Raw genomic sequence first — 20,950 nt, forward strand, 5'->3', positions numbered from 1 at the left:
GAGGTGGTCCCATGAGGTGGGACTCCGGAATTGCGCACGTCGCCCAGCGGGGCGGTACGTGCAGACTTGAGGTTAACACTACCGGATCTCGCCTTCATTCCCCCTCTCGCTGTTCTTCTGCGATCTTCCGCGACCGGCTGTTTCCGGTTCCGCGTCGCTCGCGCGTCGTCCGGCGCGAGGGCGCGTCACCGGCCGGCCTCGTCCGCCCCGGCCAGCGGCAGCACGGACGTTCCGGCCAGGTCGAGGGCCAGCCGGTTCGCCGTCCAGCCCTCTCCCGCCAGCCGGGCGATCTTCTCGGCCTCGCCGTCCTCGGCGAAGGCCAGCACGGTCGGTCCCGCGCCGGAGATGACGGCGGGCACGCCGTCCGCGCGCAGCCGCGCTACCAGGTCGACGCTCCCGGGCATGGCCGGGGCGCGGTACTCCTGGTGCAGCCGGTCCTCGGTGGCCGGGAACAGCAGGTCGGGGCGCCGGGTCAGCGCCTCCACCAGCAGCGCGGCCCGCCCGGCGTTGGCGGCGGCGTCGACGTGCGGGACGGACTGCGGCAGCAGGCCGCGGGCGGTGTGCGTGGCCAGGGGCGTGGCCGGCACGAAGACGACGGGAACGACCGTGGCCGCCGGCTCCATCCGGATCGCGCGCACCGCCCCGCCCTCGCCCCAGGCCAGCGTGAAGCCGCCGAGCAGGCAGGCGGCGACGTTGTCCGGGTGCCCCTCGATCTCGGTGGCCAGCTCCAGCATCAGCGCGTCGTCCATCCGGGCCTCGCCGCCCGTGGTCACGGCGCGGGCCGCGACGAGGCCGGCGCAGATGGCGGCCGAGGAGGAGCCCAGGCCCCGCCCGTGCGGGATGCGGTTGGCGCAGACGACCTCCAGGCCGCGGGGCTGCCCGCCCAGCGCGTCGAACGCCGTGCGCAGCGTCCTGACCAGGAGGTTCCGCTCGTCGCGCGGCAGGTCGGCGGCTCCCTCCCCGGCGATGTCCACGTGCAGGCCCGACTCCGCCACGCGGACCACCACGTCGTCGTAGAGCCCGAGGGCCAGGCCGAGCGCGTCGAAGCCGGGACCGAGGTTGGCGCTGGTCGCGGGCGTACGCACCCGTACGGCGGCGGCGCGGAAGGCGGGATGGGCCATCGCTCGATGACTCTCCTTGGTGAGATGTGCGGCAGGGTCCTCACGGGGCGGCGCGGCGTGGATTCAGCGGTGCGTGTCCACCCCGCCGCTGCCTCGCGGACGCAGTGGCGAGCGGTACCGCACTCCGGGACGAATACCAGCCTATCGAAGGAAGGTTCAGACGCGATACAGGGCGGACAGGTGTCGCCCGCCCCCGACGCGCCGCGGAGCGGGGCTCCGGGCGCGCGCCGGGAGCCTTGCGGGGCCGGCGGGACGCGGGGGCCGGGCGGGGCACCGGGGACGTCGACCGGCCCGGCCGTTCACGGAAACGTCCGGCCGCGCGCCGCGCACCTGCGCGGGCCCCGGCGTACGCCGCGGGCCCGGACGTGCGCGCCCGGGCGTTCGCCGCGGGCCGCCCCGGGACGGCCCGCGGCGCGCGTTCCTCAGGCCAGGCCGAGGTGCCCGGCCGCCGCCTCGGCGTCCACCGGGACCGTCACCGGCCGGGGCGCGCCGGAGACCGCCCAGTCGGGGTCCTTGAGGCCGTTGCCGGTGACCGTGCAGACGATCCGCTGGCCCGGGTCGACCTCGCCGGCCTCCGCGGCGGCGAGCAGCCCGGCCACCGAGGCCGCCGAGGCGGGCTCGACGAACACGCCCTCGCGTGCGGCCAACAGCCGGTAGGCCGCGAGGATCTGACGGTCCGTCACGGCGTCGATCCGGCCGCCGGACTCGTCCCGCGCGCGCTCGGCGAACGTCCACGAGGCCGGGTTGCCGATGCGGATCGCGGTCGCGATCGTCGTCGGGTCCTTCACCGGCTCGCCGCGCACGATCGGCGCCGCGCCCGCGGCCTGGAACCCCCACATCCGCGGGGTGCGCGTGGCCGGGCCGTCCGCGGCGTACTCGCGGTAACCCTTCCAGTAGGCCGTGATGTTGCCCGCGTTGCCGACCGGCAGCACGTGGATGTCGGGGGCGTCGCCCAGCATGTCCACGATCTCGAAGGCGGCCGTCTTCTGGCCCTCGATCCGCACCGGGTTCACCGAATTGACCAGCGCCACCGGGTACTTCTCCGCCAGGCCGCGCGCCAGCGTGAGGCAGTCGTCGAAGTTGCCGTCGACCTGGAGGATGCGGGAGCCGTGCACCAGCGCCTGGCCCATCTTCCCCAGCGCGATCTTCCCCTGCGGCACCAGCACCGCGCACACCATCCCGGCGCGCACCGCGTAGGCGGCGGCGGAGGCCGAGGTGTTCCCCGTCGAGGCGCAGATGACGGCCTGCGCGCCCTCCTGCTTGGCGTGCGAGATGGCCATCGTCATGCCGCGGTCCTTGAAGGAGCCCGTCGGATTGGCGCCCTCGACCTTGAGATATACGTCACACCCCGTGCGTTCCGACAGCGTCTGCGCCGGCACCAGGGGCGTTCCCCCCTCGCGCAGCGTCACCACCGGCGTTTCGGCCGTGACCGGGAGCCGGTCCCGGTACTCCTCGATGACACCGCGCCACTGGCGGCTGGTGCCCGGCTGGTCCTGTGCCTGCATGGCCACCGTCCTCTACCTGCTCCCCGTTCCCTGATCGCCTTCGACGCGCATGGTGCTCGCCACGCCGTGCACGGTGTCGAGCCGCCGCAGCGCCTCGACGGTCGCCCCGAGCGCCGCGTCGGTCGCCCGGTGCGTCACGACGACGACCTGCGCGCCGCCGTCCTCCTTGCCGCTGCTGGTCTGGCGCACCGTCTCGATGGACACCCCGTGGTCGGCGAAGACGGTCGCGCACTGCGCCAGCACGCCCGGCCGGTCCACCACGTCGAGGCTGACGTGGTACCGCGTGACCACCTCGCCCATCGGCGAGACCGGGAGCTGCGCGTAGGCGGACTCGCCGGGGCCGAGCCCGCCGGTGACCCGGTTGCGGCAGGCGGCGACCAGGTCGCCCAGCACCGCCGAGGCCGTCGGGGCCCCGCCCGCGCCGGGACCGTAGAACATGAGCTGCCCGGCGGCCTCCGCCTCCACGAAGACCGCGTTGTACGCCTCCCGCACCCCGGCCAGCGGATGGCTGAGCGGGATCATCGCCGGGTGCACGCGGGCGGTGACGGAACGGCCGTCCTCCGCGCGTTCGCAGACGGCCAGCAGCTTGACGGTGCAGCCCAGCTTCCGCGCGCCCGCGATGTCCGCGGCCGTCACCTCGGTGATGCCCTCGCGGTGCACGTCGTCCAGCCGCACCCGGCTGTGGAACGCGATCCCGGCCAGGATGGCCGCCTTCGCCGCCGCGTCGAAGCCCTCGACATCGGCGGTCGGATCGGCCTCCGCGTACCCCAGCGCGGTGGCCTCGGCCAGCGCCTCGCCGTACCCGGCGCCGGTGGACTCCATCCGGTCCAGGACGAAGTTCGTCGTGCCGTTGACGATGCCCAGGACCCGGTTGACCTTGTCCCCGGCCAGGGACTCGCGCAACGGCCGCAGCAGCGGGATCGCCCCGGCCACCGCGGCCTCGAAGTACAGGTCGGCGCCGTGTTTCTCCGCGGCGGCGTGCAGGGCCGGGCCGTCCTGGGCCAGCAGCGCCTTGTTCGCCGTCACCACGCTCGCGCCGCTCTCGAAGGCCGCCTGGATCAGCGTCCTGGCCGGCTCGATCCCGCCGATCAGCTCCACCACGACGTCGATGTCGCCGCGGGAGACCAGCCCGGCCGCGTCGGTGGTGACCAGCGCCTCGTCCACGCCGTCCCGGTCCCGGGCCGGGCGCCGAACGGCCACCCCGGCCAGCTCGACGGGGGCGCCGATGCGGGCGGCGAGGTCGTGCGCGTGCGTCGTCATCAGGCGGGCCACCTGCGAGCCGACGACTCCGCAGCCAAGCAGCGCCACCTTCAACGGACGAGTGCGCACCATTCGACTCGACCTCGCCTTTCCCATCACGCTCGGACCATCAGTCTCACGCACCGGAGACCGATCACGGCCCATCGTTCACTATGCGGACCCGGCCGACACCTCACCCGACGTCCAGCCGGAGGAGATCCTCCTCACTCTCCCGCCGGACGATCTCCCGCGCCGCCCCCGCGGCGACCGCGATCACGGGCGGCCGGGGGGTGTGGTTGTAGTTGGAGGCCATGGAACGGCAGTACGCGCCCGTGGCGGGCACGGCCACCAGGTCCCCCGGCGCCAGGTCGGCCGGCAGGTAGGCGTCGCGGACGACGATGTCCCCGCTCTCGCAGTGCCTGCCGACCACCCGCACCAGCATCGGGGCGGCCCGCGAGGCCCGCGAGACCAGCGCCACCGAGTACTCGGCGTCGTAGAGGGCCGTACGGATATTGTCCGACATCCCGCCGTCGACGCTCACGTACGTCCGCAGCCCGGCCAGCGGCTTGACCGTGCCCACCTCGTACAGGGTGAACGCGCTCGGTCCCGCGATCGCGCGCCCCGGCTCCACCGCCAGCCGCGGCACCGCCAGGCCCGCCGCCTCGCACTCCTTGGCGACGATCTCCGCCAGCGCCTTGGCGATCTCGTGCGGCTCGCGCGGGTCGTCCTCCGGCGTGTAGGCGATGCCCAGGCCGCCGCCCAGGTCGATCTCCGGGAGCTCGACGCCGTGCTCGTCGCGGATCGCCGACAGCAGCCCGACCACCCGCCGCGCGGAGACCTCGAAGCCTGCCATGTCGAAGATCTGCGAGCCGATGTGGCTGTGCAGCCCCGCCAGCTCCAGGTGCGCGCCCTCGGCCAGCACGCGGCGTACCGCCTCGGCGGCCGTTCCGTCGCTCAGCGCCAGGCCGAACTTCTGGTCCTCGTGCGCCGTCGCGATGAACTCGTGGGTGTGCGCCTCCACGCCCACCGTCACCCGCACCAGCACCCGCTGCCGCACCCCGTGCCGGGCCGCCGCGGCGGCCACCCGCCCGATCTCCTCGAAGGAGTCCAGCACGATCCGGCCCACGCCCGCGGCCACGCCCCGCTCGATCTCGGGGACGGACTTGTTGTTGCCGTGCATGGCGATCCGCTCGGGCGGCATCCCGGCGCTCAGCGCGGTGGCCAGCTCCCCGGGGGAGCAAACGTCGAGGTTCAGTCCCTCCTCGCGCAGCCACCGCACCACGGCCCGCGACAGGAACGCCTTCCCGGCGTAGAACACGTCGGCCCCCGGCCCGAACGCCTCCCGCCAGGCGCGGCAGCGCGCCCGGAAGTCCGCCTCGTCCAGCACGTAGGCCGGCGTGCCGAACTCCCGCGCGACCTCCCGCACATCGAGCCCGGCGACGGTCACGGCCCCCTCGGCGCCGCGCCGGACGTTCGCGGCCCACACCTTGCCCTCGATCGCGTTCAGATCGGCGGGCGGCGCGAGGTAGTGCCCCTCGGGCAGCACATCGCCATGCCGGGGCCCCGCGGGGTGCGCAGAACGGCTCATCGTCTTCCCTGACCTCGTGCTCTCTTGCTCTCTGTCTTTCCTGCTTCATTTCCTACGCGTGCTCGGGGGCGCTGATGCCCAGCTCCCCCAGGCGGCGGGCGAGCACCGCCCCCGCCGCCAGCGCGAGCGCCACCCGCGCGCCGTGCGCCGCCCCGGCCGGCTCGTCCCCCACCGGCAGCGCGGGCCTGGCCCGCTCGGTCTCCAGGAACGCCCCCGCCACGGCCAGGAGTTGGCGCACCGGCCCGAGGCCGTCCTCTCCGAGCGCTTCGAGCAACGCCCGCTCCTCGCGCCCCGCGAACGCGGCCCCCGCCGGCTCCGGGCGCACCCCCAGGGCGCGCGCCCCGCGGGCCACGCCCCGGGCGCGCGCGTGCGCGTACCGCGCGCGGAAGAGGGGGTTCTCCTCGCGCTGCACCAGCAGGGCGCCCCCGGGGTCGCCCCCGGCCGCCGCCGCCCAGCGGGCCGCGTCCCGGGCGGGGTCCTCCTCGGAAGTGGGCGCGTTCGGCCGTTGCAGGATCTCCCGCAGCAGCGCGGCGTCCGCGTCCTCCCCCAGCCGCACCGTGAGGAAGCCGCCCGCCGTCACCTCGACGTCCGCGACCCCGGGCAGGCCGTCCAGCCGGGCCCGCACCGCCCGCGCCACCTCGCCGGCCGGCACCCCGCCCCTCGCGGCCAGGCCGAGCGCGATCCCCGTGCCCCAGGCGCGCGCTCCCCGCGCGCGCAGCCCCACCCGCTCGGGCACCTCGCGCACGGCGCCCAGCTCACCGCGTTCGGCCGCCTCGCGCACGGAGCGCAGCACGGCCTCGGAGAGCTGGGCGGGAGTCACGGGGCCAGCGTACGAGAGCTTTCCCGTCGGCCCGCCAGCGGTTTTGCCAGATGGACAGCGGGCCTGCGCCCCTCCCGCCACAGCCTGCGCACGACGCCGACCAGCTCGGCCGGCTCGAAGGGCTTGGGCACCACCGCGTCCACCCCGGGCGGCAGCTCCCGCCGCCCCACGACGTCCGCGCTGACCACGACGAGCGGAATCCGCCGCGTCCCCTCGTCCCCCCGCAGCCGCCGCACGGTCCTGGCCCCGTCCAGCCGCGGCATCGCCAGGTCCAGCGTGATCACATCGGGCCGGACCCTCCGCACGGCCTCCAGGCACTCCTCGCCGTCCGAGGCGGTAGCGACCTCGAAGCCGTCGAGCTCGAGGTTCAGCCTGATCAACTGCCGGATGACCTGGCTGTCGTCCACGACAAGGACCCGGCCCAAAACGCCTGGCACACCCCCAGAGTAGGCAGCCCCCTCCCCCCACGTCCCCCTCTTTCCCGAAACAACACCCTCCCGTACGGCCCCCCGCACCCCCGTACGGAAACCGCGGTGCGCCCCACCCTCCCCGCCCTGGTAGGGTTCTACCCGTCGCGCCCCCGTAGCTCAGGGGATAGAGCAACGGCCTCCGGAGCCGTGTGCGCAGGTTCGAATCCTGCCGGGGGCACAGCGCCACAGCGTCTGCCTCAGTGCCGTTGACCTGCGTAAGTGCACTGATCTGAGGGCTGGACCCAGTCTCATTGGGTCCAGCCCTTCGCTACTGTTGCGCACGGCCCGCGCGTGAGTGGCGAGTGAGAGCCCACCCGCGCCACGCAGGCAAGGACCGCCCCTCACCCATCACTTGGGAACGCAAGTGAACCGCCGCGCGGCGCCCTAGTGCCTACACTGCCGCCATGGCACCTGACGGTGGAGGACCTGTGGCGAGGTTCAGGAAACTAGAGCGATTGCACGGCGGCGGCCAAGGAACAGTATGGCGCGCCGAGGAAATAGAAACTGGCGATCAAGTCGCAATTAAGTTCCTTAAGGACGCTAGCGAGCGTCGACGCTTCGAGCGAGAAGCCCGTTATCAGTCATCGCTGCGCCACTCGGGCATCATGCCCATAATAGCCATGGGCCTGAAGCAGGAAAAGCCGTTCTACGTGATGCCTATCGCCGCAGGGTCCCTTGAGGACAGGTTGGAATTGGGACCTCTCGACGAAGAGCACGCCACATCGATCATCATAGACGTATTGCATGCGCTCGAATACGCCCACAACCAAGGCGTGCTACATCGAGACCTGAAGCCAGCAAATCTACTGCTCCTCGATAATCGATGGGTGATCTCCGATTTTGGCCTATGCCGTCAAGTCCAATCGGATAGCACGACGATCACCCGCGTGAATAGCGCCGTGGGCTCTGCGGCCTATATGGCACCCGAACAGTTCGACAATGCACATACGGCAACAGCAACGGCCGACATCTACGCAGTGGGACAGATCCTCTATCATTGCCTGACCGGCGAGATCCCTTTCCCTCGCCCTCGCATTAGAAGGCTAGAGGCAAAATACCGCTACTTTATTAGCCGTTGCGTCGCAGAGGAGCCGGACCAGCGGTTTCAATCAGTTGCCGAAGTGAGGAGAGAGCTGGAACTACTCACCGCCTCAGGCAGTGAAGTAGCCCCACCCACCGCGCGCGCCAACGCACTCAAAGCGCAAGCGCTAGACGGCGATGCGACAGCTACGGCAGCCTTGCTGCGGCTGTTGCTTGACTCTTCCGAAGATGAGGTTTTTTTCAAGGACTTCATCCCTTCATTGCCGCAGGAGCTACTGCGCGAGATGATCGAGGGCGACCCCATCGCCTTTGATCACATGGTCCGATCGTTTGATGCTTACGCCGACGGTGGACATCCGTTCGATTACACGGATCAGATAGCGAGTTTCTTCTTCAACGTCCTGCAAGTCGCCGACAATGCCTCGCTTCCCCTTCGGCATCTAAGCCTTCGACGCATACTCATTGTCGGGAGCACACACAACCGCTTCTACGTAGGCGAGGTGTTTGCCCGAGCAGTCGCAGGCCTAAAAAGCCCAGAGGATATATTTTACGCCGCGTCGCTCTTGCGCAGCGATACGTTCGCGGCGCATTTCGTGAAGCCCTATTTGAAACGCTTTTCCCTTCCTGGGCCGATCGCGCAAGCCCTTCCGTAGGTGCAGTTCTGCACCAAAGAGTAGTCTCCAGTACCTGCGGAGGAGGGCCCCGGCCGTAAGCTGGGGCCCTCTCTTGCTGAGTGCCGGTATCTAGGTCATGGCTTAGTCAATCCAACCCATCGCCTGCTCGATCTTCCTGTTGTTCAGCTCCTCGTGTCCGTCGATGCAGCCCTCGTAGCGCCGGTGGATGACCTCCGGGGAGTTTCCCGCCCGGCGGGCAACCTCGGCCGGTGGGACGCCGGCGTTGAGCCAGTTGGTTATGCAGGTGTGCCGCAGGTCGTACGGCCGCCGGGCCAGCAGCGAGCCCGCCTTGTCAGGCGGCAGGGCGAAGGGCCGCGCTTCCTGCCACACGCGCCAGTAGCTCGATGTCCCCAGCACGCCGCCCCGCTCGTTGGGGAAAAGCCTGCCGTCCGCAGCCGTCCCGAATTCCTCGATGTGCGCTTGGAGCAGGGCCACCAGCAGCGGCGGGATCGGCACGGGCCGGTCGGCCCCGCTCTCGCGGGACTTGAGCCCGCGCTTGTCGTGCCGCTGCCCGGAGTCGGTCCACCTCCGGCCGGACACCGGACGGGTCTCGCGCAGCGTCAACGTGCCCCATCCCTTGGCGGGGAGGGAGCAGTCAGCACGACGGAGCCCGACCGCTTCCGCCGGCCGAAGTCCGGCGTAGAGCTGGCACGCGAAGAACGCGACCAGGCGGCGCCCCCGGTTGCGGTTGATCGACCCGACGTACGAGACGGCCGTCAGGAGACTGCCGCCCTGCGTCGCGTTCACGAGAACTCGGGGGTCCACCCGGTCATCGCCTTGGGCCGTGTTTCGCTTGATCCTGGCGAGCGGGTTTTCCTCGATATACCCGGCCTCAATGGCGTACTGCATAGCGGTGTTGAACCCGCGCCGCCGCCGCTTGTATGTGTCTCCGGCGGCAGGCGCGTCATCCAGTTTGAACGACAACCGGTAATGAACCTCCCGCACGACCTTCGGGTCCGAGAGGGACGAAAGGCGCAGGGAGTGAGTGGCAAGCCAAGCGCAGGCGGCGGCGATGTCCTCCGGGGGTTCGTCATCCTTGTGGGCCGGAACAACGGCCCAGCGGACAGCGCGCCGCACTTCTTCCGGAGTAGGCGCCTTGGTGCCGTCCCCCATCATGGCAACCGCGACCGTGGCCAGGCTGTCGGCAATGCCTTCGCGGGTTTTGGCCGCCGCAGTACGCCACCGGGCCGCCATGTATTCGCGAGAGAAGTCCCACCACCTCGGGTCGGGTCTGGCGTTGGCCTTCGCCGCTGCGGCGCGCAGTTCCGACTCCGGGAGTCCCGTTTCCGTGTCGAACGCCTCACCCCGCCTCATGGCCTTCCACAGATCTGCCCGGCGGCTTTCAGCGAGTGGCACGGTGGCGAAGCTGGCAGTCTTCACCTTTCCGGCAACGACCCACCGGAGCTGATAGGGGGCGCTCTTGCTGTTGACCTTGCTGATTTTCCATACGCGCACATCGGTGGAAAGCTTCGTCTCGTCGGGCCCGGCCGGGCGCCCGTTATCACGGGCGCCCGGGGACTCCTGCGAGTTGCGGTGACTCACGCCGCGTCCTCCATTGCGGCAAGCCAACGGTCCAGTTCCGACCGGCGGATGCGCACCGCGCCGTTCGGCAGCTTGATGGACTTCGGTCCTTTCCTGCACTGCCGCCAGCGGTAGAACGTCGCTCGCGGGACACCGATTTCTTCGATCACTTCGGGAATGGTCAGCCATTCGTCGCGGACCTCGGCCACGTGTCCGCCTCCTTCATGTGTGCATCTTCGCGATGGGCGCTCCGGCCCTGATCTCAGGCGACCGCCGACGCCCGGCGTTGGATGGGCGGCCGGTGGTGTGGTCGGTGGGGAAGAGGCCACGCCCGCGCGGGGGTGGCCTCTTCTTCGGGCAACCCGGTCTGCGGGTGTGGAGGGGGCACCCCGTGAATGTCTTAGGTCCGGATTTCTGCGTCCCCCTGCGGTCCTGTGGTCCACAGGGCCCGTGACCTGCGGGAATTGGGGGGACGCAGGGGGGACGCTGGACCACAGAGGGGGACGCAGAACCGGGGTGTTGTCCCACAGGGGGACGCAGGGGGGACGCACGGTTCGGGCTCTGCGTCCCCCCTGGTCTCCGCAGGTCGGAGGGTGTTTCAAGGGCCCTGTCCCACAGGGGGACGCAGGGTTTCCCTACCTAGGACAGAAGGCCGCTTCAAGAAGAACTACAGAGAGCGGCTGGACGCCGACCGGCGATCAGGGACCCCGGCCGGGGGTGATCTCGATGTACCGGGAGCGAGCGGGGTCTTCCTGTCGCGAGTGGCGGCCCCATTCGACGATGACGCCTCGGGCGGCAAGGGTCGGCTGGAGGCGCTTGAGGCGGTCGGAGAGGACCTTTCCGGTGGTGGGCCATCCCTTCGGGAGGGGCCGGTAAGGAGCGTCCTCAGCGCTGCCGCTGTAGAGCCGGGTGAGCGTGTCGAGCCAGGATGAGGAGGACTGCCGGGCCGGGCCCTGGCCCATGGTGGCGGCGTGCCGAAGCACGGTCTGCGCCAGGACATCGCCCTCGATCACGTCATCCGTGAGGTCATCCAGGCTGGCCCGGTAGGCGGGCAGCGACCCGAGGTGATGCACGTGGTCGAACTGCGCGCACAGGCGGGCGAAGTCGGCCATGCGCAGATCGGCGGGCACGTCGACCTGTTGGGCGCGGACTTCGACGGCCAGGTCGAGCAGACCGCCGAGGATCGCCGGCAGGGCGTCGGAGAACTCGGCCCACAGCTCCGCTTCGGACCGGCGCCGGGCGGGGCGTTCAAGCTTCAGGTGCAGCAGCCTCTCCCCGAGGTCGGGCCGGATCACCCCGACGTCGATTCCGGTCAGCAGCAGGGGGCGGCGGTAGCGGGCGCGGTGCACGTCGCCATCGGTGTACAGGGCGCGCTTGATGGTCTCGGCTCCGGTGACGATGCAACACATCAGGTCGGACATGTCCGCGGAGAGGTGAGAGAGGTTGTCCAGGGGGGTGACCCACCCGGCCGCCACGGCGGTGATCAGGCCGTCCTCATCCTTCGGCGCTCGCCGCAGGTCCGCGCTCATGCCCTCGATGACGCGGGTGAGCATCCGGGCCGTGGTGGACTTCCCTGCGCCCTGCGGCCCGGTCAGGAACGGCGCCGGGACCGGCACCGCCGGATCGAGACAGCCCAGCAGCCAGGCGATGGCCAGGGCGGAGGACTCCGCGTCGGAGAAGTTGCAAAGCTCCCACAGCCGGTCAATGCCCGCCATGCCCTGCCCCGGCTGCGGGCTGGGGAGTTCTCCGGTGAGCTGAGTACGGCGCCAGACCACCTCGTCGGCGGACGGCTTGCGCACCTGCCACCCGCCGGGCGCGATGCGCACCGACTGCCCGTCGTCGCGCCCGAGATCGAGCCAGGTCACCCCGACGGCCGTCTGGCAGGGAGCGACCCTGATGTTGACCTGCCGCACGCTGCCGCTGATCGTCAGGGCCTCGATCAGGTCGAGAGCTTCCTTCATCGCGGTGCCGCTGAACAGGCCCAGGCCCTCGTTGAACATGTCGAGCATGAGTTCTTGGCGGTGGCTGCCCGCCACGCCCTGGCTCTTCAGGGGGCGGGCGATGGGGTGCCCGATGCGCTGGGCGTAGGGGGTGCCGTCCGGGGTGCGGAAGTAGGCGAAGTGCTCCATGGCGTACTTCGCGATGACCTCGCGAACGGCCGACTTCTCGTCGTGCTCGCTCATTAGAGGACCTCCGCCTGAACACCGGCCGTGGCGAACCCCCGCTCCACCGCCCGCACCGCGTACGCCGCAGGAACCCCCACCGCCACCGCCGCGCGAACGATGTCCCCGCCCATACCCGCCAGGTCACACGGCCCGGGGCAGTCCCGATGCTGGGCAGCGAGGAAGCGCGCGACGCCGAACGCCTGGCTGCCGGCGCCCTGTTCGGTGCGGGCGCGGACCATCGCCAGGCCGCGTGCAAGGCCCGTGCGGACGTAGCGTTCGGTGTGGCGGCAGCCGGTGGCCACCGAGCGGTTCCACGCGGCGCGAAAGGCCGGAGAGCCCGCCCCGTCGCTTCCGCCCGGGGCGGGCTCTTCCTTCCTCGCCAGCTCCGGGACCGCAGGCGGCAGAACGGTCATCGTGCCCGTACCGGGCCCCAGCCAACGGGCGTAGGCCATCGCGGACTTGATGTCCACGCCGGGGCGGACCGCGTTGGCGGAGCGGGTGGCGCCCCGGTAGATCCAGTGCTCGCCCCGGGAGGTGGACACCCTCCGGGTGGGGGGGAGCGTCGCGCGGGCCCAGGCGACGGCGGCCGGGTTGTCCAGGTCCACCACGGTCAGCCCGGCGCCGCCGGGGTGGTAGGCGACCGCCCCAGCCGTCTGCCAGGCCCGCGCCCACGCGCGGGAGGTGAGGACGGCGGGGTCGGTGGTGGCGGCGGCCCAGCCGTGGCACGGCGCCGGGCAGCAGCAGGGCCCGGCGGCGAGCATGGTCGGCCGTCCACCGCACGCACCGGGCGTCGGCCCGGCGCAGGCGGGGCAGTTGGGCACGGGCCGCTTACCCGCGCTCAGCGGCAGCACGGGCACACCGCCCGCCGCCAGGTCCACCGCCACGCGCAGCAGCGCGGAGCGGGAGGCATACGTCATAGTGGAGGTTCTCCGTTCCTAGGAGCGGGGTAGAGCCCGGCGGGCGGCTGACCTTTGCGAGGAGGGCCGCCCGCCGGGCGCGTTCAGCCGTTCGGTGGGTCCGGCTGGGGGAAGAGTTCTGCGATGCTGCCGCCCAGGCTGTTCAGGCGGGTTTCGATGGCGTGCCAGGACTCGGGGTCGATGGACATCAGGGCCGCGGTCGCGGTGGCGGTGTCGCCCCGCTGGGCGGCGTGTATGGCGTCGCGGAGTTCTCCGGCTGCCATGAGGGTGATGCGGCCTGGGCCGGTGGCGGGGCGTGTCATCCGAGGCCGGAGAGGGCGCCCGCGAGGGCGTCAACGGTCTGGTTGATGGTGGTGGCGGCCCCTGTGTCGGCGAGGTAGAAGCCGAAGAGGCCGCATGCGGCGGCGGCACCGAGTCCCACGGCGCGGAAGCGCAGCAGGCCGGCGACGAGGACGCCGAAGACGAGGGCGAGGGAGAGGGTCACGGTCACGGCGGGGGTTCTCCTTCCGGACGGGTCAGCGGGTGCCGTCGTGGTGGAGTCGGGTCCATGCGTTGTGGATGCGGCGCCCGGTGCGCAGGCGGCGGCCGGTGCCCTCGCAGCGGCGGCAGTCGGGGCCGCGGTGGGGGCGGGTGTTGCCGGTGAGGGTGCGGCGGGTGGTCAGCTGAAAGCCGATGCCGTCGCAGGCGCGGCAGCGTCCGAACGGGCTGACCGCACACAGAGCGATGTAACCGAACGTGACGACGATGAGGATGGGTATAGCACCGGCCATGGGGGGCTCCAGGGTGGGTTGGGGGCGGCCGTGCGGTGTTTCCGCAGGTGGGCCGCTAGGAGTTAGATCGCTGGTGGGGTGGGGTGTGGGGCGCTAGGAGGGCCGCTAGACCTAGCAGGCATCCCCGCTAGGTCTAGCGGCTGCGCTGGCCTAGGCCGCGCCCCGACCTTCGTCACGCTTGGTGATGGCTGCGGTGATGTGGGCGCGTTCGATGCCGCGCCGGTTGGCGCCCTTGCCGCCCTCGGTGCGGCCCCACACCTGCCCCGTGGCGATGCCGAACGGCTTCAGCGCGGCGGTGAGCTGTTCCGGGCCCCAGCCGGAGTAGACCTCGGGCCGCAGGGAGGCGAGGCGCCCGGCGACCGTTTCGTTCCACGCCTTCGGCTCGGGCATCACGGCCAGGATGTCGGCAAGGAGGTCGTAGCCCGGCCCGGCCGTGGTCTCCATCTCCTCGCCGGCGGCGTGGCCGGTGAGGGTCCCGGCGAGGAGGCGGGTGGCGCGGGCCCGCAGCGCGATCGTGTCGGCCGCCACCGCGTCGGCGAACACCCCGCGCACGATGCGGGCGTCCGCGCCTTCGCCGACGAAGTAGCAGATGCCCTTGTCGCCCCAGGCGAACATGGTCGCGCGGATGCCCCGCTTATAGGAGGACGTGCCCAGGACCATGTCGTTCTCGACCTGGGACATCACCTTCAGGCACCACCGGGCGCCGGCGTTCGCGGAGATGCCGGTGGGCAGGGACTTGGCGTCGGGGCGCTGTGTCGCCAGCAGCAGCACGATGCCGGTGGCGGGCCCGCGCTTGACCAGGTCGGTGCAGATCTCCTCGAACTCCGCCCCGTGCTTGGCGTGTTCGAAGAGGACCTGGCATTCATCCACCCCGATCACGATCGGGTGCAGCCCGAGGTCCTTCCGGTCGGCAAGCTCGGACGTGACCTTGGACTCGGGGCAGATGTCCCGCGGCAGGGACCGGATGACCTTGGTGCGCCGCCGCATCTCCGCCCGCACCTCGCGCAGTCCGGCGAGGATGTACTCGATGTCCTCTTCCTCATCCCCGGCGCGGTGGCGGTGGGAGACGCGATCCCCCACGGGGTCCAGGTCGCCGGTGCCCTTGAGGTCGTAGGTGTGCAGCTCCGCCCGCGGGTCAAGGGCGGCGATCAGCAGCAGCAGGCGCAGGAGGAACGTCTTGCCCATGCGGGGAATGGCGCCGATGATCCCGGCCAGGTACATCAGGGTGAGGTTCACCCACCGGCCGCGCTGGTCAGTGCCCCACGGCACCGGGCGGAAGAGGTTCACCGCCCCGGTCCTGGCCAGCGGCCAGGCGGGGGCGGTGGCCTTGGACATGTCCTGATCGCCCACCCACAGCACGAGGTGCCCGGTGTGCTCCTCGGGAACGGCCTCCGGCCACACGCAGCCCAGCGGGCGGCGCAGCGCGGACGCCAGACGCTCGCGGCGGTCGATCACGTCCGTGACCGTCACCCCGTGAGGGAGGTCGCCCTCCGCCCGCCAGCCGGGGCCGTCCCGGGTGATGGGGGCAGTGAAGGCCAGCCCCGGACCGCCCTTGGACTGCGCCTGGTTGATGCCCGTGATCCCCAGCGCACCCAAGGCGCGCAGCACCATGTCCGAGGTGAGCTTGTCCGCCTTCGGACGCTCCACCGCGCGGTGGATCACCGGGGCGTCCGCAGGCGCCCCCAGCCAGCCCAGCGCGAACACCGCCGCGGCGCCGGCCGCGACCGTCACCCACGTCGGAGCCAGCACATACAGGGCCAGGGCGACGGTGAGACCGATAAGGGACCCCAGGCCGAACAGCACCGCCCGCAGCTTCACCCGCCGATCCCGCATCCGCGCCAGACGGAAGTACTCGGCGGCGTTCGCCTCGGCCACCGCCCACCTGCGCAGCGGCGCCCCCTCCGCATCCGCCAGCCAACGCCCCGTCGTCGAAACGGCCTTGACCGCGCCCTGCGGGGAACGCGCCGCCAGCCGCACCGCATACAGCGGCGTGCGAACCGCGTGGAACGCCGCGACGTGACCGGCGTACCCCGCCGCCCACCCAACGGCCGCCCGCAGCTCCTCACCCGAGCGCACCCACCCGGGGATGATCGCCCGCCGCCGCGCACGCCGCGCCGCATCCCAGTACCCCGGCGCGGAGCCCTTCGGGGTCGGCTGGTCAACCAACACCACCGCATCCGGATCGGCCAGCCGATCCGCCGACTCCCCACCCGATTCGGTCGGGTGGGAGTCGGCCGATCCGGTCGGGTCCCGATCGGCCGATCCGTCCTCCCGGTCCGGGCGGGCGGAGGGTGCCGATCCGATGCCGATCACGTCCCCGATCGGGTCGGCCGGTTCCGGCCGTGGCGGGGAGTTGTTCAAGTCGGCTTCCAGGCGCGCGAACAGCTCGCGCTCCTGGTCATCGCCTTGTCCGTGGTTCACTGAAGATCCTCTCTGATGAGGGACCCGGGGCCCGGCCTCAGGCCGCCAAGCAATGCGGCCGGGCCCCGGAGGGGTTGGGGTCAGGTGGTGTGTCGGAGGGCGATGGCGGTTGCGTCGTCGCGGTAGCCGTCGGGGTCGGCGCTGACGGCCGCGACGATGGCGGCGGTGAGCGCGTCGGGGTCGGACTCGTTGTCGCGGACCAAGGCGGTGAGGTCGGCGTGGGTCAGGCTGTCGTGTACGCCGTCGCTGGTCAGCAGGACCACGGGGTCGGTGGCGTCCGCCGCGTGGACGGTCGCGATCGAGGACTGGCCCAGGCTGGCCCTGACCCAGTTGTCGTGCACGGCGGCCAGGAGTTCGATCGGCCCGCCGCCGCTGTTGTGCCGCAGGTACTCGCCCACGGTGTGATCGGTGGTCAGTTGCCGCAGGTCGCGGCCGTCCCAGCCCCAGGCGCGGGCATCCCCTGTCCACGCGATCGCCGTGGGGTGGCCGGGCTCGGCCACCGCGAGGACGGCCACCCCGTCCGGGATCTCCGCCTCGGGGTCAATCGTGGCGGCGTCGGTGGCCGCGACGAGTTCGGCGGCGGCGAGGATGCCGATCGTCGGCGTGCGGCGGGCGCCCACCCGCGCGGCGACCTCCGCAGCGACGGCGGCCATCCGCGCGACGGCCGGGCTGCTGCCGATACCGTCGACGATCGCCGCGGCGACCACGCCGGTACCCGGCACCTGATGCACAGCAGATGCGTCGGCGTTCACCTCGCGCACCCCGCGTCGGGATGCGGCACCCCACTGGATCGTCATCAAGACTCCTCTCCCGAGTCGAACAGGCTGGTCTGGTTGGTGTCGGGCACGGCCGCAGCCGCCTTGCGGCCGGCGCGGCGGGTGTGGTCGTGGCAGTCGGTGCACCACGCCCGCAGCTCGCCGCGCGGCAGGCGGGCGGCGGCCAGGCCGGTCACCCCGGGGTCGGCCGGGGCGGCGATCAGCCGCACGGGGCCGCGGTGTTTGGATGCGTGCTTGTCGTGCTCCTTCGGGCAGCGGCCCTGTCCGGACTTGTGGGGGTTGCCGCATTCGCCTCGGCACTGGCAGCGCCACCCGGCGGCGGCCATCACCGCCCGCCAGAGGTCGGCGTAGGCGATCGGCTCGCTCATCCCAGGACTTCCGCAACGTGCCGACCGAGCCACTGGGCGACGTTGGCGGAGACGGCGTTCCCGGCCTGCATGGTCTGCTCGCCCCGGTTGCCGTGGACGATGTAGCCCGGCGGGAAGCGCTGCGCGAGGAGCTGTTCGCGGGGCTGGAGCATGCGGTAGAAGCAGTCCTCAACCACGGGGGCGGGCAGCGCGAGCCCGGCGGAGTCGCGGGTGGACAGGGTGTGGAGCGGTTCTGCGGCGGTCTTGGTGGCGGCGTTGCGGTAGGGGATGACCAGGGCGTGGTGGTTGCCCTGTGCGGTCACCGTGCCCACCGGGCGGTCGACCGGGGAGGGGGTGGCGTGGTTGCGGTACTCCACCACGAACGCCCCCTCGGCCCCGCCCTCCTGGTGCGCGCCAGGCGGGAAGGCAACGCCTTCCATCTCCCGTGTGGTACGCGTGCGTAGCGGCTGGTCAGCCGTGTAGGGAGTGGTGTTCCAGGTGCCGCCGCAGGGGGTGAGCACCGCTTCCCCGATCTTCACCGTCCGCGCCGGGAGCGGCCCGGCGTCGGCGGGGAACGCGCGCCCGTCGTGCCCGCCGTGGTTAACCGTGACGACCATCCGGCGCTCCCCCAGCATCTGAAGCCCGGCCCGGATGCGGGCCAGGGTGGAGGGGGCCAGGGGCCGCTTCCCGTGCTGGTCGCGGTCGGCGATGCGCACCCCGGGGTCGGACCAGTCGATGATGTCCGCCGCCGGGCGGACGTACGGTTCGACAAGGGCGTTGCGACACCGGGTGTTCGGGCAGCGGTAGTCGTACTGCTGCCGGTACTTCCCCAGCCTCGGGCCGCGCGGATTGCGCCAGGACTGCACCGCCCGGACGTCCTCCCCACACTCGACGCACCACGCCTGCGGACGTGGCCGCAGGTCCGGCACGGGGATGCCCCTGCGGGAGAACCAGCCGTAGATGCGGTCCCGCCACTGCGGCGCCGGGGCGTTGCCGTCACCTCCGATGTGCGCGGAGGACACGGAGATGAAGCGGGACTCATAGCCCAGCAGCTCCATCCCCTGCCGCCACCAGTCGAACAGTTCCCAGTCCACCGCGAATTCGATGACGTTCTCGATCAGCACCACCTTGTAGCGGTGGACCTCCGTGGCCCGCAGCACGTCGTAGGCGGTCGCCCTCGTGCGGTCGAACGCCGCCTGCGGCACCGGGCCGAACTCCTCAAGCCCCAGCGCCAACTGGCCCCGGGCCTGCTTCTTCGCTGTGCGCCTGCGCCCGCCGGCCGGGCTGATCTCCGTGCAGATCGGCGACGCCCACAGTACGTCCGTGGCGGGCAAGCGACGCATATCGTAGTTGGAGACATCCGCGCACACGTGATCCGCGCCCGGATGGTTCGCCGCGTGCGTCTCGATCGCCCTCGCCCAGTGATTCGCCGCCAGCCGCAACTCCAGACCAGCGGCCACAAGACCCGTCGAGGACCCGCCCGCGCCGCAGAAGATGTCGGTGAACGTGATACTCACGCCGCCACCCCCTGCCGCTCCAGCTCCACCACCGGCTCAGGCGCCGCCTCGGCGAGACGCTCGGCGCGGAGGGTGTCGCGCAGCGCCCGGGCCCGCGGCGGACCGATCCGCAGCGCGGTCATCAAGGCGTCCGCAGTCAGCCCTTCCACCGGCCATTCGGCCGTCACCTTCCGTGCTTCGGCGAGGAGTTCGGCGTCCGAGCGCCGCGCAGGCGCCGCAGACTTCCCGCGGCCCTTGGCGGCCGGCCTGGCAGGCTTGCGCGAGCGTTCAGCGGCCGGGCGGGGCTTGGCGGGGACGGCCGGCAGAGGCAGGAAGCGCCCGCAGATGACCGGGCGGCCCGCAGCAGGGGCCTCGGTGCCTGTCTCGATGTGCCGGACGGCGGCGAGGATGTCTCGGCGGTAGTGGGTGATCGCCTCGGCGAGCACGATCAGCAGCACGGGCGGGATGGAGTGCAGGACCAGCCCGGCGGGGTCGACCTGCCGTGGCACGCCGAACGGCGTGCCCTCGGGCCACAGGGCGTCCCAGCAGTTCATCACCCACGTGGCCAGGCCGGTGAACCAGCGCAGGCACGTCGCCCAACCGCCGGGCCGGATGCCGTACTCCGCCAGCACCCCATCCGTGATCAGCACCGCGCCCAGCGCGAGGGCAACCATGGGGTCCAGCAGCCAGGCGATACCTGGATGCACGCCGTGCCGGATTGCGAACAGCGTCACCGACGTTGCGGTGAACACCAGCGCCACCACCGCGACCAGCACCAACACCCTGGTCAGAACCCGCTGCACCCGCCGCAGCCGGGCCACATCAGCCGCGCTCACGACCCGCCCCCCGCCGCCTCGCGGTGAGCACCGGGCCTCCCGGCACGGCGGCCGTTGACCGACTCGCAGGGCGGGGCGCAGGGCGGAGCCAGGCGCCAGCCGCCGCCGGCGGCCTTGGCCGCGTACATCGCCTCATCCGCCGCCCGCAGCAGCCCGGAAAAGTCCGCGCCCGGGTGGTCGGCGGACCATGCGGCGCCGATGGAGGCGCCCACGGTCAGCGTGGTGCCGTCGTGGTCCACCGGGGCCGTGATGACCTCGTGCAGAAGGGTCAGGTGGAAGACGAGGCCGTTGCCGTGCCGGGAGCCGGGGATGACGGCGGCGAACTCATCCCCGCCCAGGCGTCCGGCCGCCCCGTGCTGCCCGGCGGCCCACACCTCCAGGCGGGCCCCGGTGTCCCGGATAATGGCGTTCCCGGTCGCATGCCCGAAACGGTCGTTGACCGTCTTGAAGCCGTCCAGGTCGATGAACAGCACGGAGCAGTCCCCGCCGGCCAGCAGACGGACAGCGGCCCCCTCGAAGCCCTCCCGCCGCAGCAGGCCCGAGAGCGGGTCACGCGCGGCGGCCTGAAGGCGGCGGCGCATCCGCAGGGAATACACGGTCCAGCCGCCCGCCAGCGGGGCCGCCGCCGCAGCAGCCGTCAGCAGCTCACTCACGGCCGATCACCGCCTTCCGGCTGGGCCGGGGGGCGCGAGGCGTAGGTTAGGGGGAAGTGCCGGGCGGCCGTCTCCCTCAGGATCTCGGCCTGCTCCGCCAGGCCCAGCCCCTCACACCCCGGTGCGGGGCCCAGGGCGGCGTCGATGGCCGCCTTGACGAGGTTGGCGCGGCGGCGCAGCAACGCGTCTCGCGCCGCCCAGCCCTCCACCCCGGCAGGGAAGGGCAGGTCCATCACCTCACCGACCGCGGCCAGGAACTCGGCTGCCTCAGGCGACAGGCTCATGCCGCCACCGCCTTCCGCGGCCGGCGCGGGCGGCGGGGCGGGGTCAGCACGTGCAGCAGTGCGGGCGCGTGCTCCTCGACGGCCAGCACCGCCAGGCGCGAGACGCGGTCGAACAGCTCGGGGTCCTCCGCCAGGATGTCGCGGGCCGCGTCCACACGCGCCGCCCGCTCCTCCTCGCTCTCCCCCTCCACACCGAGCCACAGCGCCAGGGGCGTCCCCAACGCCAGCTCGATGAAGTCGTTCCCATCCAGCGCCTCATGGGCGCCGATGAAGCTCCTCATCATCGGGTCTTCTCTCCTGTTTCTC

At 72.0% G+C, this 20,950-nt stretch carries 22 protein-coding genes and 1 tRNA gene; 2 read left to right on the forward strand and 21 right to left on the reverse strand.

Annotated elements, in window-relative coordinates:
* Positions 1-185: 185 nt before the first annotated feature.
* The 6 genes from thrB to RM780_RS09440 form a co-directional block, all read right to left on the reverse strand.
* The gene (thrB, locus tag RM780_RS09415) at positions 186-1,121 is read right to left on the reverse strand and encodes a homoserine kinase (protein ID WP_311630122.1); all 936 of its coding nucleotides are present in this window, start codon (positions 1,119-1,121) and stop codon (positions 186-188) included.
* A gap of 422 nt (positions 1,122-1,543) precedes the next feature.
* Positions 1,544-2,626, reverse strand: coding sequence for a threonine synthase (thrC, locus tag RM780_RS09420; RefSeq protein WP_311630123.1), 1,083 nt, complete (start codon positions 2,624-2,626; stop codon positions 1,544-1,546).
* 12 nt (positions 2,627-2,638) lie between these two features.
* Positions 2,639-3,958: a homoserine dehydrogenase gene (locus RM780_RS09425; RefSeq protein WP_311630124.1), complete on the reverse strand. Its 1,320-nt coding sequence runs from the start codon at positions 3,956-3,958 to the stop codon at positions 2,639-2,641.
* A 100-nt stretch (positions 3,959-4,058) separates the two neighbouring features.
* A complete protein-coding gene (gene lysA / locus RM780_RS09430) occupies positions 4,059-5,453 on the reverse strand; it encodes a diaminopimelate decarboxylase (RefSeq protein ID WP_311630125.1) in 1,395 nt (464 codons plus the stop codon).
* Between the two features lie 52 nt (positions 5,454-5,505).
* Positions 5,506-6,273: an arginine--tRNA ligase gene (locus RM780_RS09435; RefSeq protein WP_311630126.1), complete on the reverse strand. Its 768-nt coding sequence runs from the start codon at positions 6,271-6,273 to the stop codon at positions 5,506-5,508.
* On the reverse strand, positions 6,270-6,710 hold the full coding sequence (locus RM780_RS09440; protein ID WP_311630127.1) for a response regulator: 441 nt from the start codon (positions 6,708-6,710) through the stop codon (positions 6,270-6,272). The genes RM780_RS09435 and RM780_RS09440 overlap by 4 nt, the downstream gene beginning before the upstream one ends.
* A 139-nt stretch (positions 6,711-6,849) precedes the next feature.
* On the opposite strand from RM780_RS09440, the gene RM780_RS09445 reads away from it, so the two are divergent.
* Positions 6,850-6,921 (forward strand) — tRNA-Arg (locus RM780_RS09445).
* Positions 6,922-7,147: 226 nt separating this feature from the next.
* Complete coding sequence (locus RM780_RS09450; protein WP_311630128.1) at positions 7,148-8,437, forward strand: serine/threonine-protein kinase; 1,290 nt, start codon at positions 7,148-7,150, stop codon at positions 8,435-8,437.
* 102 nt (positions 8,438-8,539) lie between these two features.
* On the opposite strand, the gene RM780_RS09455 is transcribed toward RM780_RS09450, so the two are convergent.
* From RM780_RS09455 to RM780_RS09525, 15 genes are all read right to left on the reverse strand, one after another.
* On the reverse strand, positions 8,540-10,000 hold the full coding sequence (locus RM780_RS09455; RefSeq protein ID WP_311630129.1) for a tyrosine-type recombinase/integrase: 1,461 nt from the start codon (positions 9,998-10,000) through the stop codon (positions 8,540-8,542).
* Positions 9,997-10,188: a helix-turn-helix transcriptional regulator gene (locus RM780_RS09460; protein WP_311630130.1), complete on the reverse strand. Its 192-nt coding sequence runs from the start codon at positions 10,186-10,188 to the stop codon at positions 9,997-9,999. Before RM780_RS09460 ends, RM780_RS09455 begins: the two co-directional genes overlap by 4 nt.
* Before the next feature lie 489 nt (positions 10,189-10,677).
* On the reverse strand, positions 10,678-12,162 hold the full coding sequence (locus tag RM780_RS09465; RefSeq protein WP_311630131.1) for an ATP-binding protein: 1,485 nt from the start codon (positions 12,160-12,162) through the stop codon (positions 10,678-10,680).
* On the reverse strand, positions 12,162-13,061 hold the full coding sequence (locus RM780_RS09470) for a bifunctional DNA primase/polymerase (RefSeq protein ID WP_311630132.1): 900 nt from the start codon (positions 13,059-13,061) through the stop codon (positions 12,162-12,164). The genes RM780_RS09465 and RM780_RS09470 overlap by 1 nt, the downstream gene beginning before the upstream one ends.
* Positions 13,062-13,144: 83 nt before the next feature.
* Entirely contained in the window at positions 13,145-13,324 is a 180-nt protein-coding gene (locus RM780_RS09475; RefSeq protein ID WP_311630133.1) for a hypothetical protein, read from the reverse strand.
* 35 nt (positions 13,325-13,359) lie between these two features.
* Positions 13,360-13,551 carry a hypothetical protein gene (locus RM780_RS09480; RefSeq protein WP_311630134.1) on the reverse strand — a complete coding sequence of 64 codons (192 nt, stop codon included), beginning with the start codon at positions 13,549-13,551 and terminating at the stop codon, positions 13,360-13,362.
* Between the two features lie 25 nt (positions 13,552-13,576).
* Complete coding sequence (locus RM780_RS09485; RefSeq protein ID WP_311630135.1) at positions 13,577-13,831, reverse strand: hypothetical protein; 255 nt, start codon at positions 13,829-13,831, stop codon at positions 13,577-13,579.
* A 150-nt stretch (positions 13,832-13,981) separates the two neighbouring features.
* A complete protein-coding gene (locus tag RM780_RS09490; protein ID WP_311630136.1) occupies positions 13,982-16,252 on the reverse strand; it encodes a cell division protein FtsK in 2,271 nt (756 codons plus the stop codon).
* A gap of 80 nt (positions 16,253-16,332) precedes the next feature.
* Positions 16,333-17,049 carry a PP2C family protein-serine/threonine phosphatase gene (locus RM780_RS09495; RefSeq protein WP_311630137.1) on the reverse strand — a complete coding sequence of 239 codons (717 nt, stop codon included), beginning with the start codon at positions 17,047-17,049 and terminating at the stop codon, positions 16,333-16,335.
* Positions 17,049-17,396: a hypothetical protein gene (locus RM780_RS09500; RefSeq protein WP_311630138.1), complete on the reverse strand. Its 348-nt coding sequence runs from the start codon at positions 17,394-17,396 to the stop codon at positions 17,049-17,051. Before RM780_RS09500 ends, RM780_RS09495 begins: the two co-directional genes overlap by 1 nt.
* The gene (locus tag RM780_RS09505) at positions 17,393-18,892 is read right to left on the reverse strand and encodes a DNA cytosine methyltransferase (RefSeq protein ID WP_311630139.1); all 1,500 of its coding nucleotides are present in this window, start codon (positions 18,890-18,892) and stop codon (positions 17,393-17,395) included. Before RM780_RS09505 ends, RM780_RS09500 begins: the two co-directional genes overlap by 4 nt.
* Complete coding sequence (locus tag RM780_RS09510; RefSeq protein WP_311630140.1) at positions 18,889-19,707, reverse strand: hypothetical protein; 819 nt, start codon at positions 19,705-19,707, stop codon at positions 18,889-18,891. The genes RM780_RS09505 and RM780_RS09510 overlap by 4 nt, the downstream gene beginning before the upstream one ends.
* Positions 19,704-20,360: a GGDEF domain-containing protein gene (locus RM780_RS09515; RefSeq protein WP_311630141.1), complete on the reverse strand. Its 657-nt coding sequence runs from the start codon at positions 20,358-20,360 to the stop codon at positions 19,704-19,706. Before RM780_RS09515 ends, RM780_RS09510 begins: the two co-directional genes overlap by 4 nt.
* Entirely contained in the window at positions 20,357-20,644 is a 288-nt protein-coding gene (locus tag RM780_RS09520; protein WP_311630142.1) for a hypothetical protein, read from the reverse strand. The genes RM780_RS09515 and RM780_RS09520 overlap by 4 nt, the downstream gene beginning before the upstream one ends.
* Entirely contained in the window at positions 20,641-20,928 is a 288-nt protein-coding gene (locus RM780_RS09525) for a hypothetical protein (protein WP_311630143.1), read from the reverse strand. Before RM780_RS09525 ends, RM780_RS09520 begins: the two co-directional genes overlap by 4 nt.
* Positions 20,929-20,950 lie beyond the last annotated feature (22 nt).

Origin of the sequence: Streptomyces boetiae, from assembly GCF_031845405.1 — a bacterium.
Classification (GTDB): Bacteria; Actinomycetota; Actinomycetes; order Streptomycetales; family Streptomycetaceae; genus Streptomyces; species Streptomyces boetiae.